The organism is Pseudomonas sp. PDM30 (assembly GCF_019218985.1).
Lineage (GTDB): Bacteria > Pseudomonadota > Gammaproteobacteria > Pseudomonadales > Pseudomonadaceae > Aquipseudomonas > Aquipseudomonas jessenii.
In genome coordinates, this window is record NZ_JAHUWM010000001.1 from 829,855 (window position 1) to 854,953 (window position 25,099).

At 60.9% G+C, this 25,099-nt stretch carries 28 protein-coding genes; 11 read left to right on the forward strand and 17 right to left on the reverse strand.

Going from position 1 to position 25,099, the window contains the following annotated elements:
• Positions 1 to 116: 116 nt before the first annotated feature.
• On the forward strand, positions 117 to 929 hold the full coding sequence (locus KW840_RS03825; RefSeq protein ID WP_218494482.1) for an alpha/beta fold hydrolase: 813 nt from the start codon (positions 117 to 119) through the stop codon (positions 927 to 929).
• 93 nt (positions 930 to 1,022) lie between these two features.
• Here the strand turns inward: KW840_RS03825 and dsbG are convergent, their stop codons facing one another.
• Genes dsbG through dsbD form a run of 3 tightly spaced genes read right to left on the reverse strand, consistent with a single transcriptional unit; the run spans position 1,023 to position 4,356 of the window.
• The gene (gene dsbG, locus KW840_RS03830; RefSeq protein ID WP_057713862.1) at positions 1,023 to 1,790 is read right to left on the reverse strand and encodes a thiol:disulfide interchange protein DsbG; all 768 of its coding nucleotides are present in this window, start codon (positions 1,788 to 1,790) and stop codon (positions 1,023 to 1,025) included.
• Positions 1,766 to 2,620 carry a TlpA disulfide reductase family protein gene (locus KW840_RS03835; RefSeq protein ID WP_218494483.1) on the reverse strand — a complete coding sequence of 285 codons (855 nt, stop codon included), beginning with the start codon at positions 2,618 to 2,620 and terminating at the stop codon, positions 1,766 to 1,768. Before KW840_RS03835 ends, dsbG begins: the two co-directional genes overlap by 25 nt.
• Positions 2,620 to 4,356 (reverse strand): protein-disulfide reductase DsbD, encoded by a 1,737-nt coding sequence (dsbD, locus tag KW840_RS03840; protein ID WP_218494484.1) that lies wholly within the window; start codon positions 4,354 to 4,356, stop codon positions 2,620 to 2,622. Before dsbD ends, KW840_RS03835 begins: the two co-directional genes overlap by 1 nt.
• A 154-nt stretch (positions 4,357 to 4,510) precedes the next feature.
• On the opposite strand from dsbD, the gene KW840_RS03845 reads away from it, so the two are divergent.
• The 4 genes from KW840_RS03845 to KW840_RS03860 all read left to right on the forward strand — a co-directional run bounded on the left by KW840_RS03845 (position 4,511) and on the right by KW840_RS03860 (position 8,419).
• A complete protein-coding gene (locus KW840_RS03845; protein WP_057713866.1) occupies positions 4,511 to 5,191 on the forward strand; it encodes a response regulator in 681 nt (226 codons plus the stop codon).
• The gene (locus tag KW840_RS03850; RefSeq protein WP_057713867.1) at positions 5,188 to 6,513 is read left to right on the forward strand and encodes an ATP-binding protein; all 1,326 of its coding nucleotides are present in this window, start codon (positions 5,188 to 5,190) and stop codon (positions 6,511 to 6,513) included. The genes KW840_RS03845 and KW840_RS03850 overlap by 4 nt, the downstream gene beginning before the upstream one ends.
• A gap of 196 nt (positions 6,514 to 6,709) precedes the next feature.
• A complete protein-coding gene (locus KW840_RS03855) occupies positions 6,710 to 8,110 on the forward strand; it encodes an aspartate aminotransferase family protein (protein ID WP_218494485.1) in 1,401 nt (466 codons plus the stop codon).
• An 81-nt stretch (positions 8,111 to 8,191) separates the two neighbouring features.
• Positions 8,192 to 8,419 (forward strand): MbtH family protein, encoded by a 228-nt coding sequence (locus tag KW840_RS03860; protein ID WP_218494486.1) that lies wholly within the window; start codon positions 8,192 to 8,194, stop codon positions 8,417 to 8,419.
• A gap of 185 nt (positions 8,420 to 8,604) precedes the next feature.
• Here the strand turns inward: KW840_RS03860 and KW840_RS03865 are convergent, their stop codons facing one another.
• The 10 genes from KW840_RS03865 to soxR form a co-directional block, all read right to left on the reverse strand.
• Entirely contained in the window at positions 8,605 to 9,507 is a 903-nt protein-coding gene (locus KW840_RS03865; protein WP_218494487.1) for a metal ABC transporter solute-binding protein, Zn/Mn family, read from the reverse strand.
• Entirely contained in the window at positions 9,508 to 10,407 is a 900-nt protein-coding gene (locus KW840_RS03870) for a metal ABC transporter permease (protein WP_003226663.1), read from the reverse strand.
• Positions 10,407 to 11,165, reverse strand: coding sequence for a metal ABC transporter ATP-binding protein (locus tag KW840_RS03875; RefSeq protein ID WP_218494512.1), 759 nt, complete (start codon positions 11,163 to 11,165; stop codon positions 10,407 to 10,409). The genes KW840_RS03870 and KW840_RS03875 overlap by 1 nt, the downstream gene beginning before the upstream one ends.
• 83 nt (positions 11,166 to 11,248) lie before the next feature.
• Positions 11,249 to 12,175 carry a metal ABC transporter substrate-binding protein gene (locus KW840_RS03880; RefSeq protein ID WP_218494488.1) on the reverse strand — a complete coding sequence of 309 codons (927 nt, stop codon included), beginning with the start codon at positions 12,173 to 12,175 and terminating at the stop codon, positions 11,249 to 11,251.
• Positions 12,176 to 12,210: 35 nt separating this feature from the next.
• Positions 12,211 to 12,786, reverse strand: a complete 576-nt coding sequence (locus KW840_RS03885; protein WP_218494489.1) for a DUF6162 family protein — start codon at positions 12,784 to 12,786, stop codon at positions 12,211 to 12,213.
• Positions 12,783 to 13,112 (reverse strand): hypothetical protein, encoded by a 330-nt coding sequence (locus KW840_RS03890; RefSeq protein WP_057713874.1) that lies wholly within the window; start codon positions 13,110 to 13,112, stop codon positions 12,783 to 12,785. The genes KW840_RS03885 and KW840_RS03890 overlap by 4 nt, the downstream gene beginning before the upstream one ends.
• Entirely contained in the window at positions 13,109 to 13,651 is a 543-nt protein-coding gene (locus KW840_RS03895) for a thiamine pyrophosphate-binding protein (protein ID WP_090457000.1), read from the reverse strand. Before KW840_RS03895 ends, KW840_RS03890 begins: the two co-directional genes overlap by 4 nt.
• On the reverse strand, positions 13,648 to 14,850 hold the full coding sequence (locus KW840_RS03900) for a PepSY domain-containing protein (protein WP_218494490.1): 1,203 nt from the start codon (positions 14,848 to 14,850) through the stop codon (positions 13,648 to 13,650). The genes KW840_RS03895 and KW840_RS03900 overlap by 4 nt, the downstream gene beginning before the upstream one ends.
• Positions 14,851 to 15,139: 289 nt before the next feature.
• Positions 15,140 to 15,598: a VOC family protein gene (locus tag KW840_RS03905; protein WP_057713877.1), complete on the reverse strand. Its 459-nt coding sequence runs from the start codon at positions 15,596 to 15,598 to the stop codon at positions 15,140 to 15,142.
• A gap of 126 nt (positions 15,599 to 15,724) precedes the next feature.
• Positions 15,725 to 16,180 carry a redox-sensitive transcriptional activator SoxR gene (gene soxR / locus KW840_RS03910; protein ID WP_057713878.1) on the reverse strand — a complete coding sequence of 152 codons (456 nt, stop codon included), beginning with the start codon at positions 16,178 to 16,180 and terminating at the stop codon, positions 15,725 to 15,727.
• Between the two features lie 96 nt (positions 16,181 to 16,276).
• Here soxR and KW840_RS03915 point away from each other — a divergent pair, with 96 nt between their 5' ends.
• The 5 genes from KW840_RS03915 to KW840_RS03935 all read left to right on the forward strand — a co-directional run bounded on the left by KW840_RS03915 (position 16,277) and on the right by KW840_RS03935 (position 20,989).
• On the forward strand, positions 16,277 to 16,648 hold the full coding sequence (locus KW840_RS03915; protein ID WP_218494491.1) for an antibiotic biosynthesis monooxygenase: 372 nt from the start codon (positions 16,277 to 16,279) through the stop codon (positions 16,646 to 16,648).
• Between the two features lie 117 nt (positions 16,649 to 16,765).
• Positions 16,766 to 17,035, forward strand: coding sequence for a hypothetical protein (locus KW840_RS03920; protein ID WP_057713880.1), 270 nt, complete (start codon positions 16,766 to 16,768; stop codon positions 17,033 to 17,035).
• 101 nt (positions 17,036 to 17,136) lie between these two features.
• Positions 17,137 to 17,751, forward strand: a complete 615-nt coding sequence (locus KW840_RS03925; protein WP_218494492.1) for a LysE family translocator — start codon at positions 17,137 to 17,139, stop codon at positions 17,749 to 17,751.
• A gap of 206 nt (positions 17,752 to 17,957) precedes the next feature.
• Positions 17,958 to 19,115: a cysteine desulfurase family protein gene (locus KW840_RS03930; protein WP_218494493.1), complete on the forward strand. Its 1,158-nt coding sequence runs from the start codon at positions 17,958 to 17,960 to the stop codon at positions 19,113 to 19,115.
• A 65-nt stretch (positions 19,116 to 19,180) separates the two neighbouring features.
• On the forward strand, positions 19,181 to 20,989 hold the full coding sequence (locus tag KW840_RS03935; protein ID WP_218494494.1) for an aminopeptidase P family protein: 1,809 nt from the start codon (positions 19,181 to 19,183) through the stop codon (positions 20,987 to 20,989).
• A gap of 108 nt (positions 20,990 to 21,097) precedes the next feature.
• Here the strand turns inward: KW840_RS03935 and KW840_RS03940 are convergent, their stop codons facing one another.
• Both KW840_RS03940 and KW840_RS03945 read right to left on the reverse strand, forming a co-directional pair.
• Positions 21,098 to 21,688: a 2-hydroxychromene-2-carboxylate isomerase gene (locus KW840_RS03940; protein WP_218494495.1), complete on the reverse strand. Its 591-nt coding sequence runs from the start codon at positions 21,686 to 21,688 to the stop codon at positions 21,098 to 21,100.
• Between the two features lie 38 nt (positions 21,689 to 21,726).
• The gene (locus KW840_RS03945) at positions 21,727 to 22,455 is read right to left on the reverse strand and encodes an SDR family oxidoreductase (protein ID WP_057713885.1); all 729 of its coding nucleotides are present in this window, start codon (positions 22,453 to 22,455) and stop codon (positions 21,727 to 21,729) included.
• Positions 22,456 to 22,548: 93 nt separating this feature from the next.
• On the opposite strand from KW840_RS03945, the gene KW840_RS03950 reads away from it, so the two are divergent.
• Positions 22,549 to 23,109, forward strand: coding sequence for a TetR/AcrR family transcriptional regulator (locus tag KW840_RS03950; protein ID WP_218494496.1), 561 nt, complete (start codon positions 22,549 to 22,551; stop codon positions 23,107 to 23,109).
• A gap of 14 nt (positions 23,110 to 23,123) precedes the next feature.
• Here KW840_RS03950 and KW840_RS03955 read toward each other — a convergent pair whose 3' ends face one another.
• Both KW840_RS03955 and rhtA read right to left on the reverse strand, forming a co-directional pair.
• Positions 23,124 to 23,405 (reverse strand): hypothetical protein, encoded by a 282-nt coding sequence (locus tag KW840_RS03955; protein ID WP_090456987.1) that lies wholly within the window; start codon positions 23,403 to 23,405, stop codon positions 23,124 to 23,126.
• A 169-nt stretch (positions 23,406 to 23,574) separates the two neighbouring features.
• Complete coding sequence (gene rhtA, locus KW840_RS03960) at positions 23,575 to 24,462, reverse strand: threonine/homoserine exporter RhtA (RefSeq protein ID WP_057713888.1); 888 nt, start codon at positions 24,460 to 24,462, stop codon at positions 23,575 to 23,577.
• Positions 24,463 to 25,099: the final 637 nt, after the last annotated feature.

Genomic DNA, 25,099 nt, shown 5'->3' on the forward strand with positions numbered 1-25,099 from the left:
GCGGCGATCCGACTTGCCCGCGATGGCGGTTGTACAAACGCATACATTCTCGCGATTGACTGCGATCCGTCAGCCGCTCAGTCTTCGGGCTCCCTTTGTGCTCGCGGAGACAGCCGATGCCCTTCGTAACGATAGACGGACAAGCCCTCCACTACATCGATCAAGGTACCGGCCCGGCGGTGCTGCTGGCCGGTAGTTACCTGTGGGACCAGGCCATGTGGGCGCCGCAGATTGCCGCGCTCTCGCAACAGTATCGTGTGATAGCCCTGGACCTGTGGGGGCACGGCCAATCCGGGCCGTTGCCTGTCGGTACGACGTCGCTGGATGACCTGGCGCGTCAGGCCCTGGTCCTGCTCGATCATCTGGACATCGAGCGGGTCACGCTGGTCGGCCTGTCGGTCGGCGGCATGTGGGGCGCGCGCCTGGCCTTATCGGCAGCGCAGCGGATCAACGGACTGGTGCTGATGGACACCTACGCCGGCGCCGAACCGGAGCCGACTCGCCAGTACTACTTTTCACTGTTGAAGCAGATCGAAGAGGCGGGTGTCATCACGCCAGCGCTGCTGGATATCGTGGTGCCGATTTTCTTCCGGCCGGGCATTGATCCGCAGTCGGCGCTCTACCGGGATTTTCGTGCTTCCCTCGCGGCTCAACCCGCGGATCGCCTGCGTGAAAGCATCGCGCCGATGGGGCGGATTACATTTGGGCGCGATGACCAGTTATCGCGTCTGGGCGAACTGGACGCAGCGACCACACTGGTGATGTGCGGCGATCAGGACAAGCCTCGGCCACCGGGTGAAGCCCGTGAAATGGCTGAGTTGATTGGCTGCCCGTGGGTGCTGGTGCCGGAGGCGGGGCATATTTCCAATCTGGAGAACCCTGGGTTTGTGACTGAAACCTTGTTGGCATTTTTGGCCGACAGAAATTAGTCGAATCTACCGACGCCATCGCAAGCAAGCTCGCTCCCACAGGTGATCACCTTTCCCTGTGGGAGCGAGCTTGCTTGCGATGGGGCGCTGAACTCACTTCGGCCCGAGAATCTTCGCCAACTTATCCGGCGACGGAGCGCCTTGCTGCTGTTGCAGATTGCCCTTGTCATCCATGTAGAAAATCGCCGGCGTCGCCTGCAACTCCAGCTCTTCCATCAATTGCATGTTGGCCGCGAACTTTGCCTGAATCGCCGGCGGCACTTCCTTCAAGGCCTTGAGCGAACTCTCCTTGCCAGCGGCTTCGTGATCCTGCAGGGCTTTTTCCGGGTCTTTGGCGGCGAGCAGCGCGGCGGATTTTCCGGGGCTGTCTTCGCGGATGATGCCCACCATGATGTGGCGCAACTGCACCTTGCCGGCCTTGACCCACGGCCGGGCCTGTTCCCAGAACATGTTGCAGTACGGGCAGTTCGGGTCACTGAACAGGTACACCACGCGCGGCGCATCCTTCTTGCCGTCGCCGATCCAGTTGCTGGTTTCGAACTTGGCCCAGACTTCCTTGGCCATCGGTGCATACACCAGTTTCTGCAAAGGTGCGCTGCTCAGGTCATTGCCTTCGGCGTCATACAGGTTGCCCAGCAACACGTGTTTGCCATCCGGGGTCAGGTACAGCGCCATGCCGCGGTTCTGGTATTGCGCGGCATAACCACGCAAGCCGTCGGGGGCGTCGAACTGGCCGACGATTTTCGCGCCTTTGGCCTCGATTTTCTTGATGGCATCGGGCAACTCTTCGGCCTGCACCGATGGCAGGTGCAACAGGGCAGCACCAAGGCTCAGGGTCAGCAGGTGGCGGAGGCGGGGCATGGCAGTTTCCTTGAAGAGGTGGCGGGTACGGTGTCGAAGTTTTCCAGCGCGCGGGCCAGGCTGGCTTCCGACAACTCGCCCAGATGGCTGCCCAGCAGGCGACCCTCGGGGTTGTAGAACAGCGTAGTCGGCAATGCCATGGAACCGACGGCCTGGCTCAGACGCCCACTGCCGTCGAACAGCACGTTGGACAGGCTCAGGCCCTGGGTTTCCAGAAAGATCGCGACGCTTTGCATGCTTTCTGACTGATTGACGAACAGGAACGTCAGGTCCGGCCGTTGTTGCTGGGCGTTTTCCAGCACCGGCATTTCCCGGCGGCACGGCGGGCACCAGGTGGCCCAGAGATTGATCACCAACGGGCCTCCCTTGTAGTCGGCCAGTTGCACGGTTTCGCCAGCGGCGTTGCGCAGGGTGATTTCCGGCAGGCGTGTGCCTTGTTCATAAATCGACAGGGAGAACGTCGCCAACAGCCAGAACGCCAGGCCACTGGCCACGCCAAAGCCCAATGGACGGCGCAGACCCGGGCGACGCCAGCCGCGATACAGCGTGGCGAGCAAAACGACCACGACCCCCGGCCAGGCGAGGAAACCGCCATCGCGCAGGTCGATGACCTGCCACGGATCGTTGCGATAGTGCACCCAATAGGCCGCCACGAAACTGATTCGGGCTGCCAGCATGCCCATCAGAAACAGGCTGAACAGCACCGACTCAGGGTTTTCACTACCACGCTTGGCGACCCGCCAGCCGACAAAAGTGGCCAGCGCCAGCGCACTGATCAACAGCAGGTGATTGAGCGCGATGGCAAAGGTGCCGAGGGTGAAAGTCAGCATTAACGGGCGTCTCGGGTGGTGGTCCAGCGTTGCAGGAATGTATCGGCATCGACCTCGCCGGTGATGCGCTGGCTGCGCCGCTCTTCACCGTCCACACCAATCCATAGCAGGCTCGGTGGCCCTGGCACTTGGTAACGGCCGAGCAGTTCACGGCTGGCGGCATTGTCGGCGGTGACGTCCAGTCGCAGCAAGCGCACATCGCTCAAAGCCTCGAGGACACGGGTTTTGCCGAAGACCTGTTTCTCCATGACCTTGCACGACACGCACCAGTTGGCGTAGTAGTCCAGCAGCACCCACTGACCCTGAGCCTGTGCGGCGTCGAGTTCCCGTTGCAGTGCCTGCGGATCCTTGATGGTGATGAAAGCATCGTGGCCAACCGGCACGGCGGCCACAGCCTGGTTCGAGGCGCGGTAGACCTGCAATGGCTTGAACGGATCATCGCCGCCACCGGCTGCACCGATCACCAACAGGCCACCCCATAAACCGAGCAGTAACGAACTGGCGCCAAACAGGTGCGCGATACGGCCAAAACCTTCCGACTGCTTCCAGGCGCTGTAGGCCGCGATCAACAGCAGCGCACCGCACAAGCCGACCCACAGGGATTCGTCGAGCACCGGACGCAGCATCAACAATGCGGTGGCGAGGAACAGGAAGCCGAAAATGCCTTTGACCAGGTTCATCCAGGCGCCTGGCTTGGGCATGAAACGATTGCCGACGGTCACCAGCAGCAACAGCGGCACACCGATGCCGATGCCCATGGCAAACAGAATCAATCCGCCATGCAGCGCGTTACCGCTTTGCGCGATGTAGAGCAGGGCGCCGGCCAGTGGCGCGGTCATGCAGGGACCAACCAGCAGACCGGACAGCGCCCCCAGCACCCCGGCGCCGATCAGACTGCCGCCGCGTTGATTGCGCGAGACGTTTTCCAGGCGATCACGCACGGCCACCGGCAGTTGCAGTTCGAAGAAACCGAACATCGGCAGCGCCAGCAACACAAAAATCGCCGCGAAACTGCCCAGCAGCCAGGGGTTCTGCAACCAGGCTTGCAGGTTCGCCCCGAGGGAGGCGGCCAGGACACCCATCGCCGCATACACCAGCGCCATGCTGACCACATAACTGCTGGCCAGGGCGAATCCGCGTCTGGGCGTGGCGCCACTGCCGACGATCAACCCAGCCAGAATCGGCAGCATCGGCAGTGAACAAGGCGTGAAGGCCAGCAACAGGCCCAGGCCGAAGAACAGCACAAGGCTCCAGCCCAGCGCCCGTTGTTGCAGGCTGCTGGCCAGCGCCTGGTCCGGCGCTTCAGTGGCCGCATTCAATGCATTGGTATTGCCCAGGTCCACGACTCTGGTTTGTGGCGGATAACACAAACCGGCATCGGCGCAGCCCTGGTAACTGACCTTGACCTGACCGCTGGCACCCGCCGGAATTTTCAGTTCCAGGCCCTGACGGTAGACTTGCTGTTCACCGAAAAACTCGTCGCTGTGGGCTTCACCTTCCGGTAGCGGGGGATGTTGCCCGACAGGTAATCCATCGAACTTCAAGCGTTTCTGATACAGGTAATAGCCGTCGGTGATCTGCCAATAGAGCTGGGTTTCACCGGATTCCAGACGTTCAGAGGTGAACGCGAAGGCTTTATCAACCGGGAGAAATTCAGGTTTGGTGTCGAACGGATTGGTTCCCGCCTGGGCCAGGCCCACGATCAAGAGAGTAAAAAGTAAAAACAGACGACGCATGGATAAGCCTTTGTCCTTTGCTAATGAGGTGCACAGTGGCGGGTGGCGATTAACCGATGATTAACCGCCCCGGCCTTGTGGCGGTGGCGCTTGCGGCATAATGTCGACTTAATCGGTCAACGGCTTAATAGGCTTTATTTCTACGAGGCTCCCCATGCACGTACTGGTTTGCGAAGACGATGAATTGATCGCCAGCGGTATCGTCGCCGGCCTGACCGCCCAGGGCCTGACCGTGGAACACGTCGCCACGGCGTCCGCCGCCCGGGCGATGCTCAAGGTGGCGGAGTTCGACGTGATGGTGCTCGACCTTGGGTTGCCGGACGAGGATGGCCTCAAGCTGCTGCAGCAGTTGCGCCATCAAGGCCTGGAGTTGCCGGTTTTGATCCTCACTGCCCGGGACTCGGTTACTGATCGCGTCGATGGCCTGCAAGCCGGTGCCGACGACTATCTGCTCAAACCGTTCGACTTGCGCGAACTCGCTGCACGCTTGCACACGCTGTTGCGGCGGGTGGCGGGGCGCAGCGTCAACCTGATCGAGCATGGTGCCCTGACCTACGACCCGAGCAGCCGCGAAACCACGCTCGCGGGGCAGCCGGTGGACCTGTCGCGCCGTGAGCAGTCATTGCTGCAAGCCTTGCTGCATAACCGTGGCCGTGTGTTGTCCACCGAGCAACTCAAGGACAGCGTCTACGGTTTCAACGACGAACTGGAAAGCAACGCCCTTAACGTCCATATCCATCACCTGCGGCGCAAACTCGGCAATGGCATTGTCGAGACCGTGCGCGGTCTGGGCTATCGCCTGGGGCCGGCTGATGGCGGAGAAAAATCGAAGTGATGAGTTTGCGTTTGCGCCTGAGTCTGACGCTCGGCGCCGCATTTGCCTTGATCTGGGCCCTGGCCGCGGCCTGGATGCTCAGCGATCTGCGCAATCAAATGATGTTTTCCCTCGACCAGCGCCTGGTGGCCTCGGCACGCATGGTCGCCGGCCTGATGGAGCAACTGCCGCCCGTGCCGAGCAAGGGCGAGGGCACCCACTTCAGTGCCGAACAGCTGAACATTCCGGGTGGCATGGCGTGCCAGGTCAGCTCGTTGCGCGGCGAAATCCTTGCCCGCAGTCACACCGATCCGCAGCAGACCCTGGAGGCCGAGAAACTCGGGTTTCACGATCAGATGATCGACGGCGCGCCGTGGCGCAGTTTCACATTGGCCCGGGGCGATCTGCGCATCACCACCGCTGACCGGCAGATCGAGCGTGAGGCGTTGAACATGTCGATCCTGCTGGCCGCTTCGGTGCCGGTGGGCGTGGCGCTGCTCGGTTGCCTGTGTTTGCTCTGGCTGGGCATCGGCCAGGGGCTGGCGCCGCTCAACCGCATGCGCGATGCCTTGATGCGCCGTAGCGCCGACTCCCTCGAACCCTTGCAGATCCAGCCACTGCCCAGCGAGCTGCAACCCTTGCTGGAAACCCAGAACCAGTTGCTCCAGCGCATCGGCAAGACCATCGAACGCGAACGTCGCCTGACCGGAGACGCGGCCCACGAACTGCGCAGCCCGTTGACCGCGATCAAGACCCACCTGCAAGTGGCGCGGATGACGCAAGGCAGCGCCCGGGACCAGTCCCTGGCCCGGGCCGAAGAGGGCGCCGACCGCATGCACCGGACCCTCGAACAATTACTGTTGTTGGCGCGCGTCGAGGGCAGCCTGTCATTCGACGACGGTGTGCAGTGCAACGCCGAACAAGTGGCGAAACTGGCGATCCAGGACGCGGCAAGCGGCGATCGCCAGCGCATCAGGTTTCAGGCGCCGGGCAAGGTTTCCGCCGCGCCGGTACAAATGCCCGCCGTGCTGTCGATTGCCGCGCTGCGCAACTTGCTCGACAACGCACTGCGCCATACTCCCGCCGACAAAGCGGTGGAGTTGAGCCTGGAAACCACCGGCAATCGTGTGCAGTTTGTGGTGCGCGACCATGGGCCGGGGATTGCCGAAGAAGATCTGCAACACCTGACCCAGCGCTTCTGGCGCAACGGTCAGAGCACCGGATGTGGTCTGGGGCTGGCGATTGTGCAGGCCATCGTTCAGCGTTGCGGTTGCACGCTGCATTTCGATAGCCGGCCGGACGGCTTGCGGGTTGAGCTGACGATGCCGCTGCAACCGGTCTGAAAAACACCCCCCCCTGTAGGAGCGAGCTCTGCTCGCGATGGTCGATAACGATAACGCGTGCTTTGTGAATGCACGCGGTGTTCTTGAGTCCATCGCAAGCAGAGCTCGCTCCTGCAAAGGTTTCCGGGTTACCGCCTAAATCCCTCAAGCGCTGATGCGTTTCCAGAACAGGAAAACCTTATTGAGGGGTCGAGAGATGTCAGTCGCTACCAACCTTATCGAAGAGCAGCCGGCGACGTCCGCCGAGACGCTTTATCAATTCAACGAATCGCCATTGCTCACCCGTCAGAGCCGGCAGGAATCCAACGCCCGCAGCTATCCGCGACGCATTCCCCTGGCACTCAAGCGCGCCAAGGGCATCTACGTCGAAGATGTCGAAGGCCGCACCTTCATCGATTGCCTGGCCGGAGCCGGAACCCTGGCCCTGGGGCACAACCACCCGGTGGTGATCGAAGCCATCCAGCAAGTGCTGGCCGATGAGCTGCCGCTGCACACCCTGGACCTGACCACGCCGGTCAAGGACCGGTTCGTCCAGGATCTGTTCGGGCTGCTGCCGCCTGCCCTGGCCGCTGAAGCGAAGATCCAGTTTTGCGGCCCGACCGGCACCGACGCCGTGGAAGCGGCACTGAAACTGGTGCGTACCGCCACTGGTCGCAGCACCGTGATCTCGTTCCAGGGTGGCTATCACGGCATGAGTCAGGGCGCGTTGAGCCTGATGGGCAGTCTGGGGCCGAAAAAGCCCTTGGGCGCCTTGCTTGGCAGCGGCGTGCAATTCATGCCGTACCCTTACGATTACCGCTGCCCGTTCGGGCTCGGCGGCGCGCAAGGGGTCAAAGCCAACCTGAGTTACCTGGAAAACCTGCTCAATGATCCCGAGGCTGGTGTGCAATTGCCGGCGGCGGTGATCGTGGAAGTGGTGCAGGGCGAGGGCGGGGTGATTCCGGCGGATCTGGACTGGTTGCGCGGTGTGCGGCGGATCACTGAACAGGCGGGTGTCGCGCTGATCGTCGACGAAATCCAGAGTGGCTTCGCCCGCACCGGCAAGATGTTCGCCTTCGAGCATGCCGGGATCATTCCCGATGTCGTGGTGATGTCCAAGGCCATCGGTGGCAGCCTGCCGCTGGCGGTGGTGGTCTATCGCGACTGGCTCGACACCTGGCTGCCGGGCGCCCATGCCGGGACGTTCCGTGGCAACCAGATGGCCATGGCCGCCGGTTGCGCGGTGATGCGTTATCTGGTCGAACACAAGGTCTGCGAGCATGCCGCCGCGATGGGCGAGCGTCTGGCCGAGCACCTGCGCATCCTGCAGCGGGACTTCCCGCAACTGGGGGACATTCGCGGACGTGGCTTGATGCTCGGCGTCGAACTGGTGGACCCGACGGGCGCGCTGGATGCCCAAGGCCATCCACCGGCTTTCGCCCGTCTGGCACCCCTGGTGCAGCGCGAATGCCTCAAGTGTGGCTTGATCCTGGAACTCGGTGGCCGTCACGGCGCGGTGGTGCGCTTCCTGCCACCACTGGTGATTACCGCTGCGCAAATCGATCGCGTGGCCGAGATTTTCGGGCGAGCCCTGGCCGCCGCCACGGCCAATCCTTAAATTTTCCGCCCTGCGGATCGTTCCTTCTACATAACGGTTGCGTGCACAACGCAACCCGCCCGATAACGATGGAGAGACAGCATGACGTCAGTATTCGACCGCGAGGACATCCTCTTTCAGGTCGTGGTCAACCACGAAGAGCAATACTCGATCTGGCCCGACTACAAAGCCGTGCCACAAGGCTGGCGCACCGTGGGTAAAAGCGGGCTGAAAAAGGAATGCCTGGCCTACATCGAAGAAACCTGGACCGACATGCGTCCATTGAGCCTGCGGCAGAAAATGGACGAGCAGGCGGTTGTGGCGCACTGATCCGTCATGCAAAAAGAAGCCCGCTGGACTGGTGACAGTCAGCGGGCTTTTTCAGGTCTGGAGTCTTGTGTCGCCTATCAGGCCGCTATCGCGAGCAAGCTCGCTCCCACAGTGATCTGCGGCATGGCACAAATCCTGTGGGAGCGAGATTGCTCGCGATGAACGATAACGCGGTCGTACTGACCTTAAACGCCGCTCAACCCCTTGATCAGCAAATCCACATTCCCCTCCAGTTCCGCCACCGGATCCTCGGCATCGGTACTCAACACCACCAATCGGCTACCCGACCCGGCAATCACCGCTTTCAGCGCATCCGACGGCTGCCGGTGATGCAGCACCACCGTCACGTCATTGTCCTTGAGCGTTGCGCCCAATTGCTTCAGCGCCTCCGGTGTCCACTCGGCATCGGCGCGTGCATCCTGGCCGATCAATTCCAGATTGAGACCGCCGATCAGGTAGCCGAAGTGATCGCTGAGACTCATCACACTGAGGTTGTCCACATTGGCCAACCGCGCTTCGCTGTCGGCACTGAGCTTGAGCAAACGCTGCTTGAGCAATGCCAGGTTGGCGTCGATCTTCGGCTTGGCCTTGGGGGCCAGGCGCACCAGGTCCGCCGCCATCACATCGGCCATGCGCCCCATGTTATTGCTGGAGAACCACGGCTGACTGTTCAGCCCGTCGACCTTGTTGTCGGGCTGTACGGCTATGCCGGGCAGGGCGCCGTCCACGGGGCGAGCGGCGTCGACTTCGACGATGCGGATATTGCTGCGCCGGGCGATCGGGTACAGCGGGTCATCCGGCCACAGTGAGCGCAGGCCGATCACCGCATCGGCGTCGCTTGCCAGTTTGGCCAGCGCCGGGGCGCCACGGCCGGTGAAGTAGGCGGTCTGCCGGCTGCCGGGCAGGTTGGCCGGGGCCGCGCGTTCGAGGCTGACATCGGTGCCCTTGAGCAAGACCTCACCCAGGCCATAAGTAATCGGCAAGGAGGTCAGCACATGCAGCGGTTTGCCGTTGTCGGCGGCCATGGTCGTTGTCGCCAGCCCGCACAGGGCGACGGCGAGGGTCAGTTGGCGCAGTGAAAAAATCATTTATCCAAGGTTCCCTTTCAGGCTGGGGACGACGCCGCGCGCGATGGCGGCCAGGGCGAAGGCGATACCGGCCACGAGGATGATCGCGGCGCCGGACGGGATCGGCAGGTCGAAGACAATCGGTGCAAGAATCCCGCACAGTGTGCTGACCGTGGCGATCAGCACCGAACACCAGAAAAAGCCCTTCAGCGATTGGCTGAGCAGGCGTGCCGCGGCGGCCGGAATCACCAGCAGGGCGCCCACCAGTATCGCGCCGATGACCTTCACGGCGGCGACGGTGATCAGCGTCACCAGAATCACGAACAGATAATCCAGGGTTTTCACCGCCACCCCGCGCACCGCCGCCAACTGCGGGTTGAAACTGGCGAGCATGATGCGGTTGTACAAAGGCAAGGCCAGGGCCATGACCAGCGAACCGACGATGGCCAGCACCAGCAGGTCATTGCCATTGACCGTCAGCACCGAGCCGAACAGCACGTTTTCCAGAATGTGCACGTTGATCTTGCCCGCCAGAATCAGCAGCAGGCTAGCGCCCAAGGCGAGCGACACCGAGAGAAACACGCCGATCAAGGTATCTGGCGCCAGACCGGTGCGGTTGCGCAGGTAATTGAGCAGGATGCCGAACAGCAGGCAGTAGCCGAACAGGCTGCCGTAGGGGCCGGTGTAGGGTTCGCCGAGCAGGATACCGATGGCCACGCCGGTCAGGGCGGCGTGACCGACCGCCTCGGAGAAAAACGCGAAGCGCTTGACCACCACCAACGTGCCCAGGCCTCCCAGTACCGGGCCGATCAACAGGCCGGCGAGCAGGGCGTTGACCACGAATCCATAGGCCAGCGCCTCGGGCAGATAACCCGACGACGCCCAGCCCTGGACCATCAGGCGAAAAGCTTCGTAACTCATCAGGCAAGGCTCCGTGGGTGGGTCGAGAACAGATTCAACAGACGCTCCGGTGTCAGCGCCTGTTGCGGCGTGGCGTCGAACAGCACCCGGCGATTGAGCCCGGTGACGTGATCGGCCAGGCGTCCGACCGCTTCCAGGTCGTGCTCGATCCACAGTACGGTGATGCCCGCCGCTCGCCAGTCGCCGAGCAAGCGTTCGAACACCCGGATACCGGCCTCATCGAGGGCCGACATCGGTTCGTCGAGCACCAGCAATTGCGGAGGCGGAATCAGCCCCTGGGCCAGCAACACCCGTTGCCGTTCGCCGCCGGACAGCGCGCCCATGCGGCGCTTGCGTTTGTCCTGCATGCCGACCCGCTCCAGCGCCTCGCCAATCGCCGTCGCGTAGTGTTTGCTCAAGCCGAGAAAGGCCGGGCGACGCTGGCACATGGCGGCCATGAAATCGTCGACGGTCATTGGCAAGCCCCGGTCGAACTCCAGTGCCTGTGGCACATAGCCGATGGTCCCCGGCTCGGCTGGCCAATGCAGGTTCAAGTGGCCCTGGTGAGGCATTTGCCCGAGCAGGGTCTTGATCAGCGAACTCTTGCCGCCGCCATTGGGGCCGACCAGTGCGTGCACGCTGCCGGGGCGGACCTGAAAGGTTACGTTGTCGAGGATCGTCGTGCGCCCGAGGGTCAGGCTGACGCCTGCAAAATCCAATGTCGGCCCCGAAACCTGTGGGAGCGAGCTTACTCGCGATGGCGGTGTATCAGGCAACATGGTGGTCGACTGACACGACGCCTTCGCGAGCAAGCTCGCTCCCACAGGGGATTCTGCATCGGCCAGGATGGTTTCTTTCGATGTCATTGGCCCGACTCCTGAATCGCCCGCACCACGGTGTCGAGGTTGCCGGTCATTTCCTTTTCGTACTTGTCGGCGGTGTATTCGCCGTAGGAAATATGCGACAGCGGATACAGCTTCACGCCGGATTCGCGCTGGATGGTGTCGACGTAAGTGGAAGGAAAGTCCATCTCCGAGAAGATCACCTTCACGTCCAGTTCACGCAGTTGATCGATGGTTTTTTTCAGCTGACTCGGGCTTGGCTCGATACCGTGGGCCGGCTCGACCACGGCCGTCACTTCGAGGCCGAATTCGCGCAGCAGATAGTCGTAGGCCGCGTGTACCGTGGCCACCCGCAGTTCCGCGTTCGGTGCCTGGGTCAGTTTGGCCAGGGCGTCGGCGCGCATCTTGCGCAGGCGCTTGCCGTAGGCGCGGGCGTTCTCGGTGTAGGTTTTGGCATTGGCGGGATCGAGCTTGCCTAGCTCCCGGGCAATGTTGTTGACCTGGGCAATCGAGGCGCTGATCGACAGGAAGGTGTGCGGGTTCACCACCTTGCCGGCACCGCGTGCGGCCACGCCGGTGGCGGCCAGTAGCGGTACGTTCTCGTTGGCTTCGATTACCGGCACGTTCGGGGTTTCGCTGGCGGCGATCATGCGGTCGGCGAAGTCGTCATGGCCGACACCGTTGAGCACAATCACGTCCAGCCCGCTGATGCGCTTGATGTCTTCGGCGCGGGGCTCGTAGGCATGTGGGTTGAAACCGGCCGGAATCAGCGGCACCACCTCGGCCTTGTCGCCGACGATGTTCGCCACGTAGCTGTAGTAGGGATGCAGGGTGATGCCGATGCGCAGGCGCTTGGCTTCGTCGGCGCTGGCCACGGATGGCAGCAGGCAGGCGAGCAAGCCGACCAGCAGCAGGCGCAAAAAAGAACATTGAGATGAATTGGGCATGGGAAAGCGGTCTTCTCTCGGAAAAAGGCGAGGGTTCAGTGCCGGTGCTGGCGGGTCACACCGGCATCGAATTGCGCGATGACCTGCTGCCAGCCGGCGCTTTCGAGCGCGGCATCGCTGAGGTCGGCCGGTGCCGTGAGCGTGCTGGTGCGGTTGAGCCAGATGTCCGGTGCAGCGTCGGCGGTTGCGCTCAGGCGCAGCAGAAACGAACCGGCGACCGTCGGCATCTGGCTCTGGCCGAAATAGGCCTTGGCGTCGAGCATTTGCCAGGCATGGCCACCCCGGCTGACGGAGCTGGCGTCCCGGGCAAACGGGGCAAACCCTTCCTCGGCCAGCAACTCGGGTGTCGGCAGCGCTTGCTGTTCCTGGCGCAGCAAATGGATCTCGTCCAGCGTCACCCGCAAATCGGCGTAGATACCTTGCTCGGATGCACTGAGGTCACGGCGCGCATCCAGTTGATGGCTGCTGACGCTGCTCACCTCATGGGATTCACCGCGCCAGAGCACCACCGAGCCGGCCGCCGCCAGGATCGTCAGGCACAGCAGCAGAACATAAAGGGTTTCGTGACCGGCCCCGGCCGGGCGCACGACTTGGGTCGTTGGAGTGCTCATGGTGCCTCGATGTCCGCTTGGTCGATTTCCACGACGTGACCGGGGCCGGCATCGAACAGCACATAGAACTCGGCGCCGGGCTTCTTGAAGGTCAGGGTCGAATCAGGCCCGAGCTTGCCCGGCACCAGGATGGTTTCGTCGTAGCCGATCACATCGAGGGTCACGCCAGGAGCGCCGCTGCCGTCGGAAAAACCGCCGGTGCACTTGATCTGCTCCGCGTCGATGGCCTTGCATTCGCACATCGGATTGTGGGCCAGGGCGGCGGCGCTGAAGCCGGCGCAGAGCACCAGCAACACGGCGTTGAGCGGGCGAAGAGGGGTGATCATGGTTTGCCTCCTTGTTTGTTCAGCCAGGCGATAGTGGCGGGGGAGGCCTGGCTCAAAGGAATGGATGCCTGATGCATGGCGCCGTCCCAGCCTTCCATGGTGATCCACAGTTCGGCGTCGGCCGTGGTCTTTTCCGGGACGGGCAGCGAGGCACCCATGCGGTACGGGGTGCCGAAGAAAATCACCCCGGCGGCGCGCAGGCTGCGGGGCTTGCCGATACGCAGGTAAGTGGCCTTGACCTGGCCGATACAGGCCTCGCACAACGCGGCGTTGAAGCCTTTCATGTAACCGGCCGGGCCGTCGAGCATGGGCGCGGCGTTGCGCAATTCCGCCAGGCGCAGGCTCCAGGGACCGACCCGGACTTCGCCGACCTCCCGTTCGCCAAGGCCACTGTCGCCGCGCATCAATGCCTCGTCGGCGAAGTACTTGGGCATGAAACCCAGGGGAATCAGCAGTAACAGGACGTTCAGATGAAAGCGCCATTTGTGCCAGAACACGTGCAGGCGCGAGGGTTGCGAGACCGCAGTGACTTTGCTCACAGGTGGGCCTCCGACGGTTCGTTGTTCGTGACCGGTTGCGCGGCGGTGCCACGCTGTTTTTTGTTGCTGCGCTTGAAGGCATTGGCCGTGGCCAGTGCCGTGCGTTTGGTCCAGATCAGCAGACCGCTGAGCACCATCATGCTCAGCAACAGGCCGAAGAACGCCCAGATCAGCTTGATCCACAGGCCACCGAAATCGCCGGTGTGCAACGGGCGCATGGACTCGGTGACGAACTCCAGGGTCGAACGGTCCGAGATCAGGCGCGAGGCGGCGATTTCGCCGTTGTACGGGTTGATCGTGGCGGTCTGGAACATCAACGGATACCAACCGCGTCCGCCGACATCCAGGTGGCTGTAGGCATTGCCCGGCAAACTGACAAAGCTGGCCTCCAGCCCGGAGATTTTCTGCCTGGCGATTTCAATTGCGCGGTCGAGGTCGATACGCGGCGGGGGCGAGCCATCGGCTGACAGCGGCACAGCTTCGCGGGACATCGCCGGGATGATCTTTTCCGTGGAAATGGAAATCTGGTTATCGAACAGCAATGCCTGGATCAGGAACCAGGTGCCGGTGATGGAAATCACCGCGATGAACCAGATCGACCAGATGCCGCTCAAGCGGTGAAAGTCGCCCCAGAAAATCCGCGCGCCGTGGCGAATACGCAGGGTTGGCCGAAAAAAGCCTTTCCAGAAGCGTTTGTAGACCACCAGCCCCGTGACCAGTGACGCCAGTAGCGGCAAGCCGAGAAACGACACCAGGTACCAGCCCCAGCTGTAACCGTTGGTGAACGGCACCAGCCACCAGCCGTGCAGCGCCCGGGTGAAGGCGCGGAAGTTGAACTCCGGCGCGACACCCTGGATCACGCCACTGTACGGATTGACATAAATCACCACCGAGCGCCCGTCGGGGTAGCTGACTTCGACATCCAGGGCAAAATGCGACTCGTCGGGGCGGCTGATGCTCTGCACCACGGTCTGCGGTTCGGCCTTGTTGATGGCCTCGATGACCTGCTGATAACTGAGTAGCGGGGTGTCGTCCGAGGGCTGGCTGGCGCGCATTGGCGGGTTGGTCAGCCAGACGATCTCCTGACTGATGACGGCCAGGGTTCCGGTTACACAGACGATCAGCACGAAAAACCAGATCGGCAATGCCAGCCAGCTATGGACCAGGAACCAGATTTTTGAACGAGACTTCTTTGACATGTTGGAGGTCTTGCCTGGATGAGAGGCAGCTCGGCTGCGGGCTTCGCAGGGGTGAGCGCCCAGAAAGTCCGGTCGTGGCTTTTGCCTACGCGAAAGGACTGCATCTAAGTAGGACGGATGAGCAGGGGAAATCCCGAAAGGGGAAATGAAAGAAAATGTTTCTCATTGTCGACAGGTCGCGGGCGGGCTTGCTTGCGCAAGTGATTGGCATGTCGGCGGTGCTGCTGAAGTCGGGACCCTTGTGGGAGCGAGCCTGCTCGCGAAGAGGCCCGCTCCAGCACCAAAGATATCAACCCTGGGCAAACATCTCCTTGGCCCGTTGTTCGATCTGTTCCTGGGTCAGGTCTTCCTTGTGCGTGGCCAGGAACCACAGGTGCCCGTAGGGATCCTTCAAGGTCCCTGAACGGTCGCCGTAAAACTGATCCTTGACCTCCGATACAACGGTTGCGCCGGCATCGATCGCCTGTTTGTAGGACTTGTCGACATCCGTCACGTACAAATGCAGACCCACGGACGGCGAATTGTCCGGGTTGCTCAGCGGTCCTTGATCGCATGGCGTGCCCAGCATGATCGGGCAATCGCCGATGCGCAGTTCCGCGTGGCCGACACCGCCATCGGGCATGTCCAGGCGCATGATTTCAATGGCGCCGAAGGCTTTTTTGTAGAAGGCGATGGCTTCGGCGGCTTTGTTGATGCCCAGATAGGGGGTGACGCTGTGATACCCCTCTGGAATGGGTTTGACGCTCATGATGGAACTCCCTGTTGTTGTTTTGTGAATGGAAAGTACCTGTGCCGTTGTACGACCGAATAAATATAGGCCAGCCTCTTTCGCCTCACCGAGTGCCCGACGAGCAGCAGCGCCATTCAAGTGCCATCAAGTTGGCTCCAACCAGTGCGCTCCCGGCCCGCGCTCTCCCAGCACATCGCCTGCATTGCGCAATGGACAAGCCTCCATCGACAGGCAACCACACCCGATACAGCCGTTGAGGCGATCGCGCAGCAGGGTCAGTTGGTTGATGCGCTCATCCAGTTCCCGGCTCCATTGCGCCGACAGCATTTTCCAGTCCGCCGCCGTTGGCGCCCGGTTGTCGGGCAGCGACTTGAGGGCTTCGCCGATTTCCGCCAAAGGAATTCCCAGGCGCTGGGCAACCTTGATCAAGGCCACCCGTCGCAGCACTTCCCTGGGATAGCGGCGCTGGTTGCCTTGATTGCGGTTGCTCTTGATCAGCCCCCTGGACTCATAGAAGTGCAGCGCCGTGACCGCCACACCGCTGCGCGCCGCGACTTGGCCGACGGTAAGTTCCTTGTGCAGGTTTTCCGGGGTGATCATTTAAAATTTGCCTCTTGACCTCTAGTTAACTTGAGGTTTTACCCTGCACACCTTCGGATCGCAAGATTCGCCTTACATGTGAGTGGGGGACATTTCATGCAAGCCTCAGAGAAGAATCGCAGCTTTACCCAACTGATCGAATTCCAGATCGAGCCGCATCAACTACCCGCGCTGGTATTGGCATTGTCTGCACAGACCGAACATCTGGCCCGGCAGCACCGCGGCTTTCTCAGTGCCAGCATCCAGGCCAGCGATGATGGCCGGCGGGTACTCAATTATCTGCAATGGCAAACCCGCGAAGCCGGGGAGGCTGCGTTCCGGTCCTTTGAAAACGGCGAAGAGGATTTCTGGCAGTTGATCCGCGCCCATCAGGCGAAGGCCGTGACCTTCGGCTCGTTCCAGGTCCTGCACAGCCTGGAGCGCAGCCACGACAATGCATTGCACTGCAGCCTGGTGGGCTGGCGCTGACAAGGGCAATGATCGCCATTTCTTGATAGCCACTATTGAAAGCGTTGATTTCTGCTGCCCGGGAGGCGCGGGTAGCCTGTGTTCATTGCCTCGAACCCAGTTGCCAGGACGCCAGAAATGAAACCGATGATCGCCACTTTGCTGATGCTCGCCGTCTCCGTACTCGCCGGATGTGCCAGCCATGTTTCCCCTGAGCTTCGGCCTTACACGGCGGAAGAAAGCAAGGAACTGGCGCTGGAAGCGCTGAACCGCCGCGGACTGTCCTTCGACGAGTACCACGCGAAAAAAGCCGAGCTGCTCGGTCAGCCGCAAAAGTCGTTCGGTTTCGACAACCAGGGTGAAATGAACGTCGGGCGATCTGTACAGCTTCACGGTCGTCCGAGCTGAGGCGAAACTGTACTGCTCCAAGTTTCGCGTAACTGTCCATGGGTTTCGCCGAAGGTGTGCGATAGGGTCAACACCTGACCGACCCTGACGGACTGCCACCCATGACGCTCTCACTCGACCTGCTGCTGGGCTTCGCCCTGTTTGCCCTCGTCACCTCGATCACGCCCGGCCCGAACAACACCATGTTGCTGGCCTCCGGGGTGAACTTCGGCTTCAACCGCACGATTCCGCACATGCTCGGCATCACTTGTGGCTTCTTCGTACTGGTGGTGGCGGTCGGCTTTGGCCTTGGCGCGGTGTTCCAGACCTACCCTTTGCTCTACACCGTGCTGCGTTATGTGGGGGCGGCGTATTTGCTGTATCTGGCGTGGAAAATCGCCCATTCCGGGCCAATGTCGGAAAGCCAGCAGGGCGAGGCGAAACCGATCAGCTATCTGGGGGCCGCCGCGTTCCAGTGGGTCAATCCCAAGGCCTGGATCATGGCCATCGGCGCTATCAGCACTTACACGCCGATGCAGGGGTACTTCACGAATGTGATCGTGATCGCGGCCGTCTTTGCGATCATCAACCTGCCGAGCGTGGGTGCCTGGGCCGCTTGCGGCACGCTGTTGCGCAATGTTCTGAAGGATCGCCGCTGGCTGCGCCTGTTCAATTGGGGCATGGCCGCGCTGCTTGTGGGTTCGCTGTATCCGCTGATACTCGAAAGCTTTAGCTGATGCATTGCTTCAACCGGTTGCCCGATGCCTGTTAAGCTGACTTTTCAGGAGCGTTCCTACGCACTTTTAAATGAAGTAATTCTTCTTTAACGGCATCCGATCAGGTATTGGTAACGTTCTGAAAACCGCGCGCAGCTCACAAGGCTGCGCTTTGCCGTTTGCAGTCACGAGCTTCCTGATCCCGGAACACGCTCTGCGAGTCTTTTATGAATAAACGTCCGTTGTATTTCGATTACGCCGCCACCACGCCGGTGGATGAGCGGGTCATCAAGGTGATGATCGAGTGTCTGGGCTTTACCGGCAATTTCGGCAACCCTGCTTCCAGTTCCCACGTCTTCGGCCAGCAGGCCCGGCAATCAGTCGAACAGGCGCGACGCCAGGTCGCCGAACTGGTCGGCGCGACACCCGGGCAGATCGTCTGGACCTCCGGCGCCACCGAATCCAACAACCTCGCGCTCAAAGGCGTGGCCCAAGCCCGCCGCATTGGCGGGGGCCATATCATCACCAGCCAGATCGAACACAAGGCCATTCTCGATACCGCCAGGCAACTGGAGGATGCCGGTGTAGCCGTGACTTATCTGGCGCCGGACGCCGAGGGCCTGATCACGGCGCAAGCAGTCAGCGAAGCCATGCGCGAAGACACCTTCCTGGTGTCGCTGATGCTGGTCAACAACGAACTGGGCACCCTCAACGACATTCCCGCCATCGGTCAGATCGTGCGTGATCGCGGGGCGTTGTTCCATGTCGACGCCGCACAGGGCGCGGGCAAAGTGGCGATCGACCTCGCACTGTGGCCGGTGGACCTGATGTCGTTTTCCGCGCACAAGCTCTACGGCCCCAAGGGCATCGGCGCGTTGTACGTCGGTCCGCGTGCACAACAGCGTTTGCAGGCGCAGATCCATGGCGGCGGGCATGAGGGCGGTTTGCGCTCCGGCACACTGGCGACCCATCAGATCGCGGCCATGGGCGTGGCCTTTGCACTGGCGGCGGCTGCGTTCGATGAAGAGAAAGCCACCATCATGCGTTTGCGTGAGCGTTTGCTCGAGCAATTGCAGAGCGTACCCGGCGTGCGTCTCAACGGCAGCCCGACCCGGCGCATTCCCCATACCCTGAGCCTGACCTTCGACGAAGGGGAGTTCAACCCGGCGGCGTTGCTGGCCTCGATCGCGTTTTCCGCGACCTCGGCCTGCAATTCCGCGAGCAATACCCCATCCCATGTACTGCTGGCCCTGGGGCACGATGCCCGCTCGGCCGGTCGCACCATCCGCTTGAGCCTCGGGCGTTTCACCACCGAGCAGGACATCGACCAGGCGGTTCAACTGATCAAGGCAGCCTGCGCCAGTGCTCCGGCATTCTGGCAATAGGGCGACGAAGCGCCGACATTGATCGGCACTCAACAATAATGATGAAGTGGTTAGCAGGAGACACGATGAATACGCAGCTTTCGACCAATGGATCGGTGCCCCAGCGCCTGGCGCAAACCCGCGAACTGATGAGCCGGGAGGGCATTCACGCCTTGCTGGTGCCGTCGGCCGATCCGCACCTGTCCGAATACCTGCCGGGCTACTGGCAGGGGCGCCAGTGGTTGTCGGGTTTCCATGGTTCGGTCGGCACCCTGATCGTGACTCCGGATTTTGCAGGTGTCTGGGCCGACAGCCGTTATTGGGAGCAGGCGACCAAGGAACTCAACGGCAGCGGCATTGACCTGGTCAAGCTGCAACCGGGTCAACCCGGACCACTGGAATGGCTGGCCGAGCAAACCCCCGAGGGTGGCGTTGTCGCGGTCGATGGCGCGGTCATGGCCGTGGCTTCGGCACGGACCCTGGGCGGTAAACTGGAAGAGCGTGGCGCTCGCCTGCGCACCGACATCGACCTGCTGAGCGGCGTCTGGAGCGACCGCCCCGGCCTGCCGAACGAACCGATCTATCAGCACTTGCCACCACAGGCGACCGTCAGCCGTGGCGAAAAACTCGCCAAACTGCGTGAAACCCTGCAGGCGCGGGGTGCCGACTGGCATTTTATCGCCACCCTCGATGATATCGCCTGGCTGTTCAACCTGCGTGGCGGCGACGTGTCGTTCAACCCGGTGTTTGTTTCTTTCGCCTTGATCAATCAACAACAGGCCACGCTGTTTGTCGCCTTGAGCAAAGTCAGCGCCGAACTGCGCGCCATCCTCGAACGGGACGGAGTGACCTTGCGCGATTACAGCGAAGTCGCTACTGCACTGCGTGCCGTACCGAGCGGCGCGAGCCTGCAAGTCGATCCGGCGCGGGTCACGGCGGGCTTGCTGGACAACCTCGACAGCGGGGTGAACCTGATCGAAGGCCTGAACCCGACCACCCTGGCCAAATCGCAAAAAAGCCAGGCCGATGCCGAACACATCCATCAGGCCATGGAACAGGACGGCGCAGCACTGTGCGAATTCTTTGCCTGGCTGGACTCGGCGCTGGGGCGCGAGCGCATCACCGAACTGACCATCGACGAAAAACTCACCGCGGCCCGTGAACGTCGTCCGGATTATGTGTCTCTGAGTTTCAACACCATTGCCGCGTTCAACGCCAATGGCGCGATGCCGCATTACCATGCCACCGAAGAAGAACACGCGGTGATCGAAGGGGACGGCCTGCTGCTGATCGACTCCGGCGGCCAGTACCTGGGCGGCACCACCGACATCACGCGCATGGTTGCGGTGGGCACACCGACCGATGAGCAAAAACGCGATTGCACCCGCGTGCTCAAGGGTGTGATTGCCTTGTCCCGCGCGCAGTTCCCGAAAGGCATTCTGTCGCCGCTGCTCGATGCCATCGCCCGTGCGCCCATCTGGGCGGAAAGTGTCGACTACGGTCACGGCACCGGTCATGGCGTCGGTTACTTCCTGAACGTCCACGAAGGTCCGCAAGTCATTGCTTATCAGGCCGCGCCAGCCCCGCAAACCGCGATGCAACCCGGCATGATCACCTCCATTGAACCGGGCACCTATCGTCCGGGTCGTTGGGGTGTGCGCATTGAAAACCTGGCGATGAACCGTGAGGCGGGCAAAAGCGAATTCGGCGAGTTCCTCAAGTTCGAAACACTGACCCTGTGCCCGATCGACACGCGTTGCCTGGAAACTTCGCTGTTGTCCGAGGACGAGAAGCAGTGGTTCAACGCTTACCACGCCGAAGTGCGCGAGCGCCTGAGTCCGTTGGTCGAAGGTGCCGCGCTGGAGTGGCTCAATACCCGCACGGCGGCTATCTGATCGGGTGCTGCTATTGGTTCCGGCGTAGCTATTTGTTTATGTGCAGCTCAGGCGCTTTATCCAGCGCCTGAGCCATAGAGCGGCAAAGGGGCGGTTGGTGGTCGAGATTCAGCTCAAGGCTTCGAGCACGAAGTCCAGCCGATCCTGGCCGAAGTACAGCTGATTGTCGACAAACATGCTTGGGGCTCCGAATACGCCTCGCTGTACGGCTTTTTCGGTGTTGTCCTTGAGCAGGGCTTTTACTTCTTCATCGGCGGTCAGGGCCAGCACCTCTTGCGGATCGAAAGCGTTTTCGCTGAGCACTGCCGCGACGGTTGCCGGTTCATCCAGGCTGCGACCCTCGACCCATATGGTCTTGAACAGGCAATCGATGAAAGCTGCAAAGCGTTCAGGGTGGCGCAACTGCATGCCTGTTACGGCGCGCATGAGCATCAAGGTGTTGATCGGGAAGTGGGGATTGAATTTCAGAGGCACGCCGTAGCGTTTGGCGTAGCGGTCCAGATCCTCAAACATGTAGCGGCCTTTGGCCGGGACAGTCGCCGGAGAGGCGTTACCGGTGGCTTTGAACACTCCGCCCAACAAGAGCGGAATGTAGATCAACCGGGTGTCGGTTTGCGCGCAGATCTTCGGTAGCTGGGTGTAGGCCAGATAGGTGGCGGGGCTGCCGAGGTCGAAGTAGAACTCCACGGTTTTGCTCATGTTCAAGGCGCTCGTCTTATTGTTGTGTGTGGGGGGAATTACCAGCGTTCGCTCCAGGGGCGCAGGTCCAGTTCGAAAGTCCAGGCGTCGCGGGGCTGGCTGTGCAGGTACCAGTAATTCTCGGCAATGTGTTCGGGGTTAAGGATGCCGTCCTGATCCTTGGTCGCGTATTTCTCGGGGAAGCTGTCGCGGATGAAATCGGTATCGATGGCGCCGTCGACGACGACATGGGCAACGTGAATATTCATGGGGCCGAGCTCTCGGGCCATGCTTTGCGCCAGCGCACGAATGCCGTGCTTGGCACCGGCAAATGCGGCGAACCCGGCTGCGCCACGCAGGCCTGCAGTGGCGCCGGTGAACAGGATCGTGCCCCGTTGGCGCTTGGCCATGCGTTTGGCCACTTCACGCGCATTGAGAAAACCGGAAAAACAGGCCATTTCCCAGATCTTGAAATACTTGCGGGCGGTTTCTTCGAGAATGCTGCACGGCACGTTCGCGCCGATGTTGAACACGAATGCCTCGATAGGGCCGATCTCGCTTTCTATCTGCTCGACCAGTGCGACCACGTCGTCTTCCTTGCGGGCGTCGCAGGCGAAACCGTGGGCCTCGCCACCATCGGCCTTTATGGCATCCACCAATGGCTGGAGCTTGTCCGCACTGCGGCGGGTAACGCAGGTGACAAAACCTTCCCGGGCAAAACGCTTGGCAATGGCGCCACCCGTGGCATCACCTGCACCGACGATAAGAACGACCTTCTTGTTATTCATGGGTAGATCCCTTTTGGTAAACGATCGTTAACTAAACGAACGTTATGCTATGATTCGACAGACGTCAAGGCGAGCAAGCTAGGGAGAAAGGCAATGCGTTATTCGGCCAGTCACAAGCTGGAAACCAGGCAAAGGCTGCTGGAAAGCAGTGCGGTATCGGCCAAGAAGTCCGGATTTTCAACGGTGGGCGTGGACGGCCTGATGAAAGCGATTGGCTTGAGTGGCGGCGCCTTCTACAGCCATTTCTCGTCGAAAGACGAGTTGTTCGCCAGCATTGTCGAGCGCGAGTTGGGGCAAAGCCTGGCGCGATTGGGGGAGGGACAGGACCGTGACAAGCTTGAGCGCTGCTTGAAGCAGTACCTGAGTATGTCTCACGTCGAGAATCCGGAAACCGGTTGTGCATTGCCGGCATTGGGGGCGGAAATTGCCCGTTCCGACCTGACTGTCCGTCAACAGGCAGAGCACTGGATTTGTCGGCTTCAGGAAAGTTGGGCGGGTATTCTGCAAAGCGACAGCCTGGCGTGGGCGATTCTGTCGCAATGTATTGGCGCGCTGGTCGTAGCGCGCATGCTGGCTAGCCCGGATATCCAGCGCACAGTGCTGAACTCCAGCTACGAGGAAATTGGCCGTCAGATCGCAAGCCCGAGAACCTGACCCGACGGCCCTGCCTATTTGCAGATGACAATCATGCTGCGGCTGGTATAGCCCGCAGGATTGAGGCCAAACGGGTAATCGCCGGGCTCTTCCACTGAATCTCCCGACTTGGCAATGACCTTGTATCCCTTGGGGGCGCAGGAATTGGCGGCGCTGGCGTAGCACTTGTCCCAGGACGAAGACAGTCCGGAACAGTTGATGTGCAGCCCTTTCTTACCGTGCTTGATCTGTGTTTCCGAAGTCGCTGCGCAGCCCGCAATTGCAAGTACGGCGATCAGCATCAAAAATCGTTTCATTACTGTCCTTATAGCGTCCCCGGATCTTGTGCCCGGGTTTGGCCGCTTTCACTTTCGCTTGACGCGTACCGATATCCCTATCTGAAATGGTCCATGTCATGACACTGGGGTGCGGGGCTAAACATGGCCTAATTGAGCGGCAAATACCAGAGCCGTTTCATATCTGCTTTCAATCCGCCGCTACGGCTGGTCTGGTGCTAGTGCTCATGGTCATGGTGGCACCGACGGATGCCAGAATGATGCACATGATTGCCATCCATTGTGACAGCGAGAGGTATTCATGAAGGAACAGCAAGCCAGATAGCGCGCCGAAGGCTGGCTCGATACTCATCAGTGTGCCGAAGGTTCTGGCCGGCATGCGGGTCAGCGCGACCATCTCCAGGGTGTAGGGGAGGGCTGTGGACAGGATGGCGACGCCAAGAGCTATAGGGATCAACGACGGGCTCAGCAGAGCCGAGCCTGCATGGACAATACCGATGGGGGCTACGAAGAGCGCAGCGATCATTACTCCCAGCGCGGCGGTTTGCACGCCATTGTCGGCCCCGGCTTTTTGACCGAACAAAATGTACAGTGCCCAGCAGACCCCTGCGCCCAAGGCATAACCGGCGCCTACAAGATCGATGCCGGTGGTCGTTTCTCCCGTCGGTATCAGTAACAGTAAGCCTGCGGCAGCCAGGGCAATCCACAAAAAGTCGATCGCGCGACGCGAGGCGTAGATCGCCACCGCCAGTGGGCCGGTGAATTCAAGCGCCACCGCGATGCCCAGCGGGACGGTTTGCAACGACATATAGAAGAGGAAGTTCATGCCGCCCAGCGCCATTCCGTAGACGATGACAGTGCGCAGGGACTTTGCAGTGAATTTTGCCCGCCATGGACGCAGTATCAGCATCATGATCACACTGGCAAAAATCAGTCGTAATGTTGTCGTCCCCTGGGGGCCCACAACGGAGAACATGCTTTTGGCCAGGGAGGCTCCGGACTGGATCGATGCCATGGCTATGAGCAGCAGCCCAACCGAGAACAGGGTAGAGGCTAGGCTGCGAGGCTGGTCATTCATTACGTGGCATCGTCCGAAATATAGGAATCAGGGCGTTTCTATTTGTGTTGGGCAATATACTGCGCATTCCTTGCAGGCGCGTCTATATATAAGCAGTGTTTTTGCACATGTCGATAGAAAACCTAAATCAATGCTTGACGGCAGATTCCAGGTGTCTATAATTCGCCCCACTTCCGGCGCAGTCGAAACGGAAAACTCCTTGGTAAACAAAGAGTTACGCAGTTTTCGGCAGCAGGTTGCTTCAGTTCATCGAAGCACAAAGGGAGTTGAAAAAGAGGTGTTGACAGCAGCGTGTAACGCTGTAGAATTCGCCTCCCGCTGACGAGAGATCTGAAGCGCAAGTGGTTGAAGTTGAAGTTACAAGGGAAACTTTGAAAACTTCTGAAAATAATCACTTGACAGCAAATGAGGCTGCTGTAGAATGCGCGCCTCGGTTGAGACGAAAGATCTTAACCAACCGCTCTTTAACAACTGAATCAAGCAATTCGTGTGGGTGCTTGTGGAGTCAGGCTGCTAGTCAACAGATTATCAGCATCACAAGTTACTCCGCGAGAAATCAAAGATGTAACCAACGATTGCTGAGCCAAGTTTAGGGTTTTCTCAAAACCCAAAGATGTTTGAACTGAAGAGTTTGATC

What these genes read in the sequence shown, in the direction of transcription:
- KW840_RS03825 (WP_218494482.1), top strand. Translation starts at nt 117, where the DNA reads ATGCCCTTCGTAACGATAGACGGACAAGCCCTCCACTACATCGATCAA.
- dsbG (WP_057713862.1), bottom strand. Translation starts at nt 1,790, where the DNA reads ATGCCCCGCCTCCGCCACCTGCTGACCCTGAGCCTTGGTGCTGCCCTG.
- KW840_RS03835 (WP_218494483.1), bottom strand. Translation starts at nt 2,620, where the DNA reads ATGCTGACTTTCACCCTCGGCACCTTTGCCATCGCGCTCAATCACCTG.
- dsbD (WP_218494484.1), bottom strand. Translation starts at nt 4,356, where the DNA reads ATGCGTCGTCTGTTTTTACTTTTTACTCTCTTGATCGTGGGCCTGGCC.
- KW840_RS03845 (WP_057713866.1), top strand. Translation starts at nt 4,511, where the DNA reads ATGCACGTACTGGTTTGCGAAGACGATGAATTGATCGCCAGCGGTATC.
- KW840_RS03855 (WP_218494485.1), top strand. Translation starts at nt 6,710, where the DNA reads ATGTCAGTCGCTACCAACCTTATCGAAGAGCAGCCGGCGACGTCCGCC.
- KW840_RS03860 (WP_218494486.1), top strand. Translation starts at nt 8,192, where the DNA reads ATGACGTCAGTATTCGACCGCGAGGACATCCTCTTTCAGGTCGTGGTC.
- KW840_RS03865 (WP_218494487.1), bottom strand. Translation starts at nt 9,507, where the DNA reads ATGATTTTTTCACTGCGCCAACTGACCCTCGCCGTCGCCCTGTGCGGG.
- KW840_RS03870 (WP_003226663.1), bottom strand. Translation starts at nt 10,407, where the DNA reads ATGAGTTACGAAGCTTTTCGCCTGATGGTCCAGGGCTGGGCGTCGTCG.
- KW840_RS03875 (WP_218494512.1), bottom strand. Translation starts at nt 11,165, where the DNA reads ATGTTGCCTGATACACCGCCATCGCGAGTAAGCTCGCTCCCACAGGTT.
- KW840_RS03880 (WP_218494488.1), bottom strand. Translation starts at nt 12,175, where the DNA reads ATGCCCAATTCATCTCAATGTTCTTTTTTGCGCCTGCTGCTGGTCGGC.
- KW840_RS03885 (WP_218494489.1), bottom strand. Translation starts at nt 12,786, where the DNA reads ATGAGCACTCCAACGACCCAAGTCGTGCGCCCGGCCGGGGCCGGTCAC.
- KW840_RS03890 (WP_057713874.1), bottom strand. Translation starts at nt 13,112, where the DNA reads ATGATCACCCCTCTTCGCCCGCTCAACGCCGTGTTGCTGGTGCTCTGC.
- KW840_RS03900 (WP_218494490.1), bottom strand. Translation starts at nt 14,850, where the DNA reads ATGTCAAAGAAGTCTCGTTCAAAAATCTGGTTCCTGGTCCATAGCTGG.
- KW840_RS03905 (WP_057713877.1), bottom strand. Translation starts at nt 15,598, where the DNA reads ATGAGCGTCAAACCCATTCCAGAGGGGTATCACAGCGTCACCCCCTAT.
- soxR (WP_057713878.1), bottom strand. Translation starts at nt 16,180, where the DNA reads ATGATCACCCCGGAAAACCTGCACAAGGAACTTACCGTCGGCCAAGTC.
- KW840_RS03915 (WP_218494491.1), top strand. Translation starts at nt 16,277, where the DNA reads ATGCAAGCCTCAGAGAAGAATCGCAGCTTTACCCAACTGATCGAATTC.
- KW840_RS03920 (WP_057713880.1), top strand. Translation starts at nt 16,766, where the DNA reads ATGAAACCGATGATCGCCACTTTGCTGATGCTCGCCGTCTCCGTACTC.
- KW840_RS03925 (WP_218494492.1), top strand. Translation starts at nt 17,137, where the DNA reads ATGACGCTCTCACTCGACCTGCTGCTGGGCTTCGCCCTGTTTGCCCTC.
- KW840_RS03930 (WP_218494493.1), top strand. Translation starts at nt 17,958, where the DNA reads ATGAATAAACGTCCGTTGTATTTCGATTACGCCGCCACCACGCCGGTG.
- KW840_RS03935 (WP_218494494.1), top strand. Translation starts at nt 19,181, where the DNA reads ATGAATACGCAGCTTTCGACCAATGGATCGGTGCCCCAGCGCCTGGCG.
- KW840_RS03940 (WP_218494495.1), bottom strand. Translation starts at nt 21,688, where the DNA reads ATGAGCAAAACCGTGGAGTTCTACTTCGACCTCGGCAGCCCCGCCACC.
- KW840_RS03945 (WP_057713885.1), bottom strand. Translation starts at nt 22,455, where the DNA reads ATGAATAACAAGAAGGTCGTTCTTATCGTCGGTGCAGGTGATGCCACG.
- KW840_RS03950 (WP_218494496.1), top strand. Translation starts at nt 22,549, where the DNA reads ATGCGTTATTCGGCCAGTCACAAGCTGGAAACCAGGCAAAGGCTGCTG.
- KW840_RS03955 (WP_090456987.1), bottom strand. Translation starts at nt 23,405, where the DNA reads ATGAAACGATTTTTGATGCTGATCGCCGTACTTGCAATTGCGGGCTGC.
- rhtA (WP_057713888.1), bottom strand. Translation starts at nt 24,462, where the DNA reads ATGAATGACCAGCCTCGCAGCCTAGCCTCTACCCTGTTCTCGGTTGGG.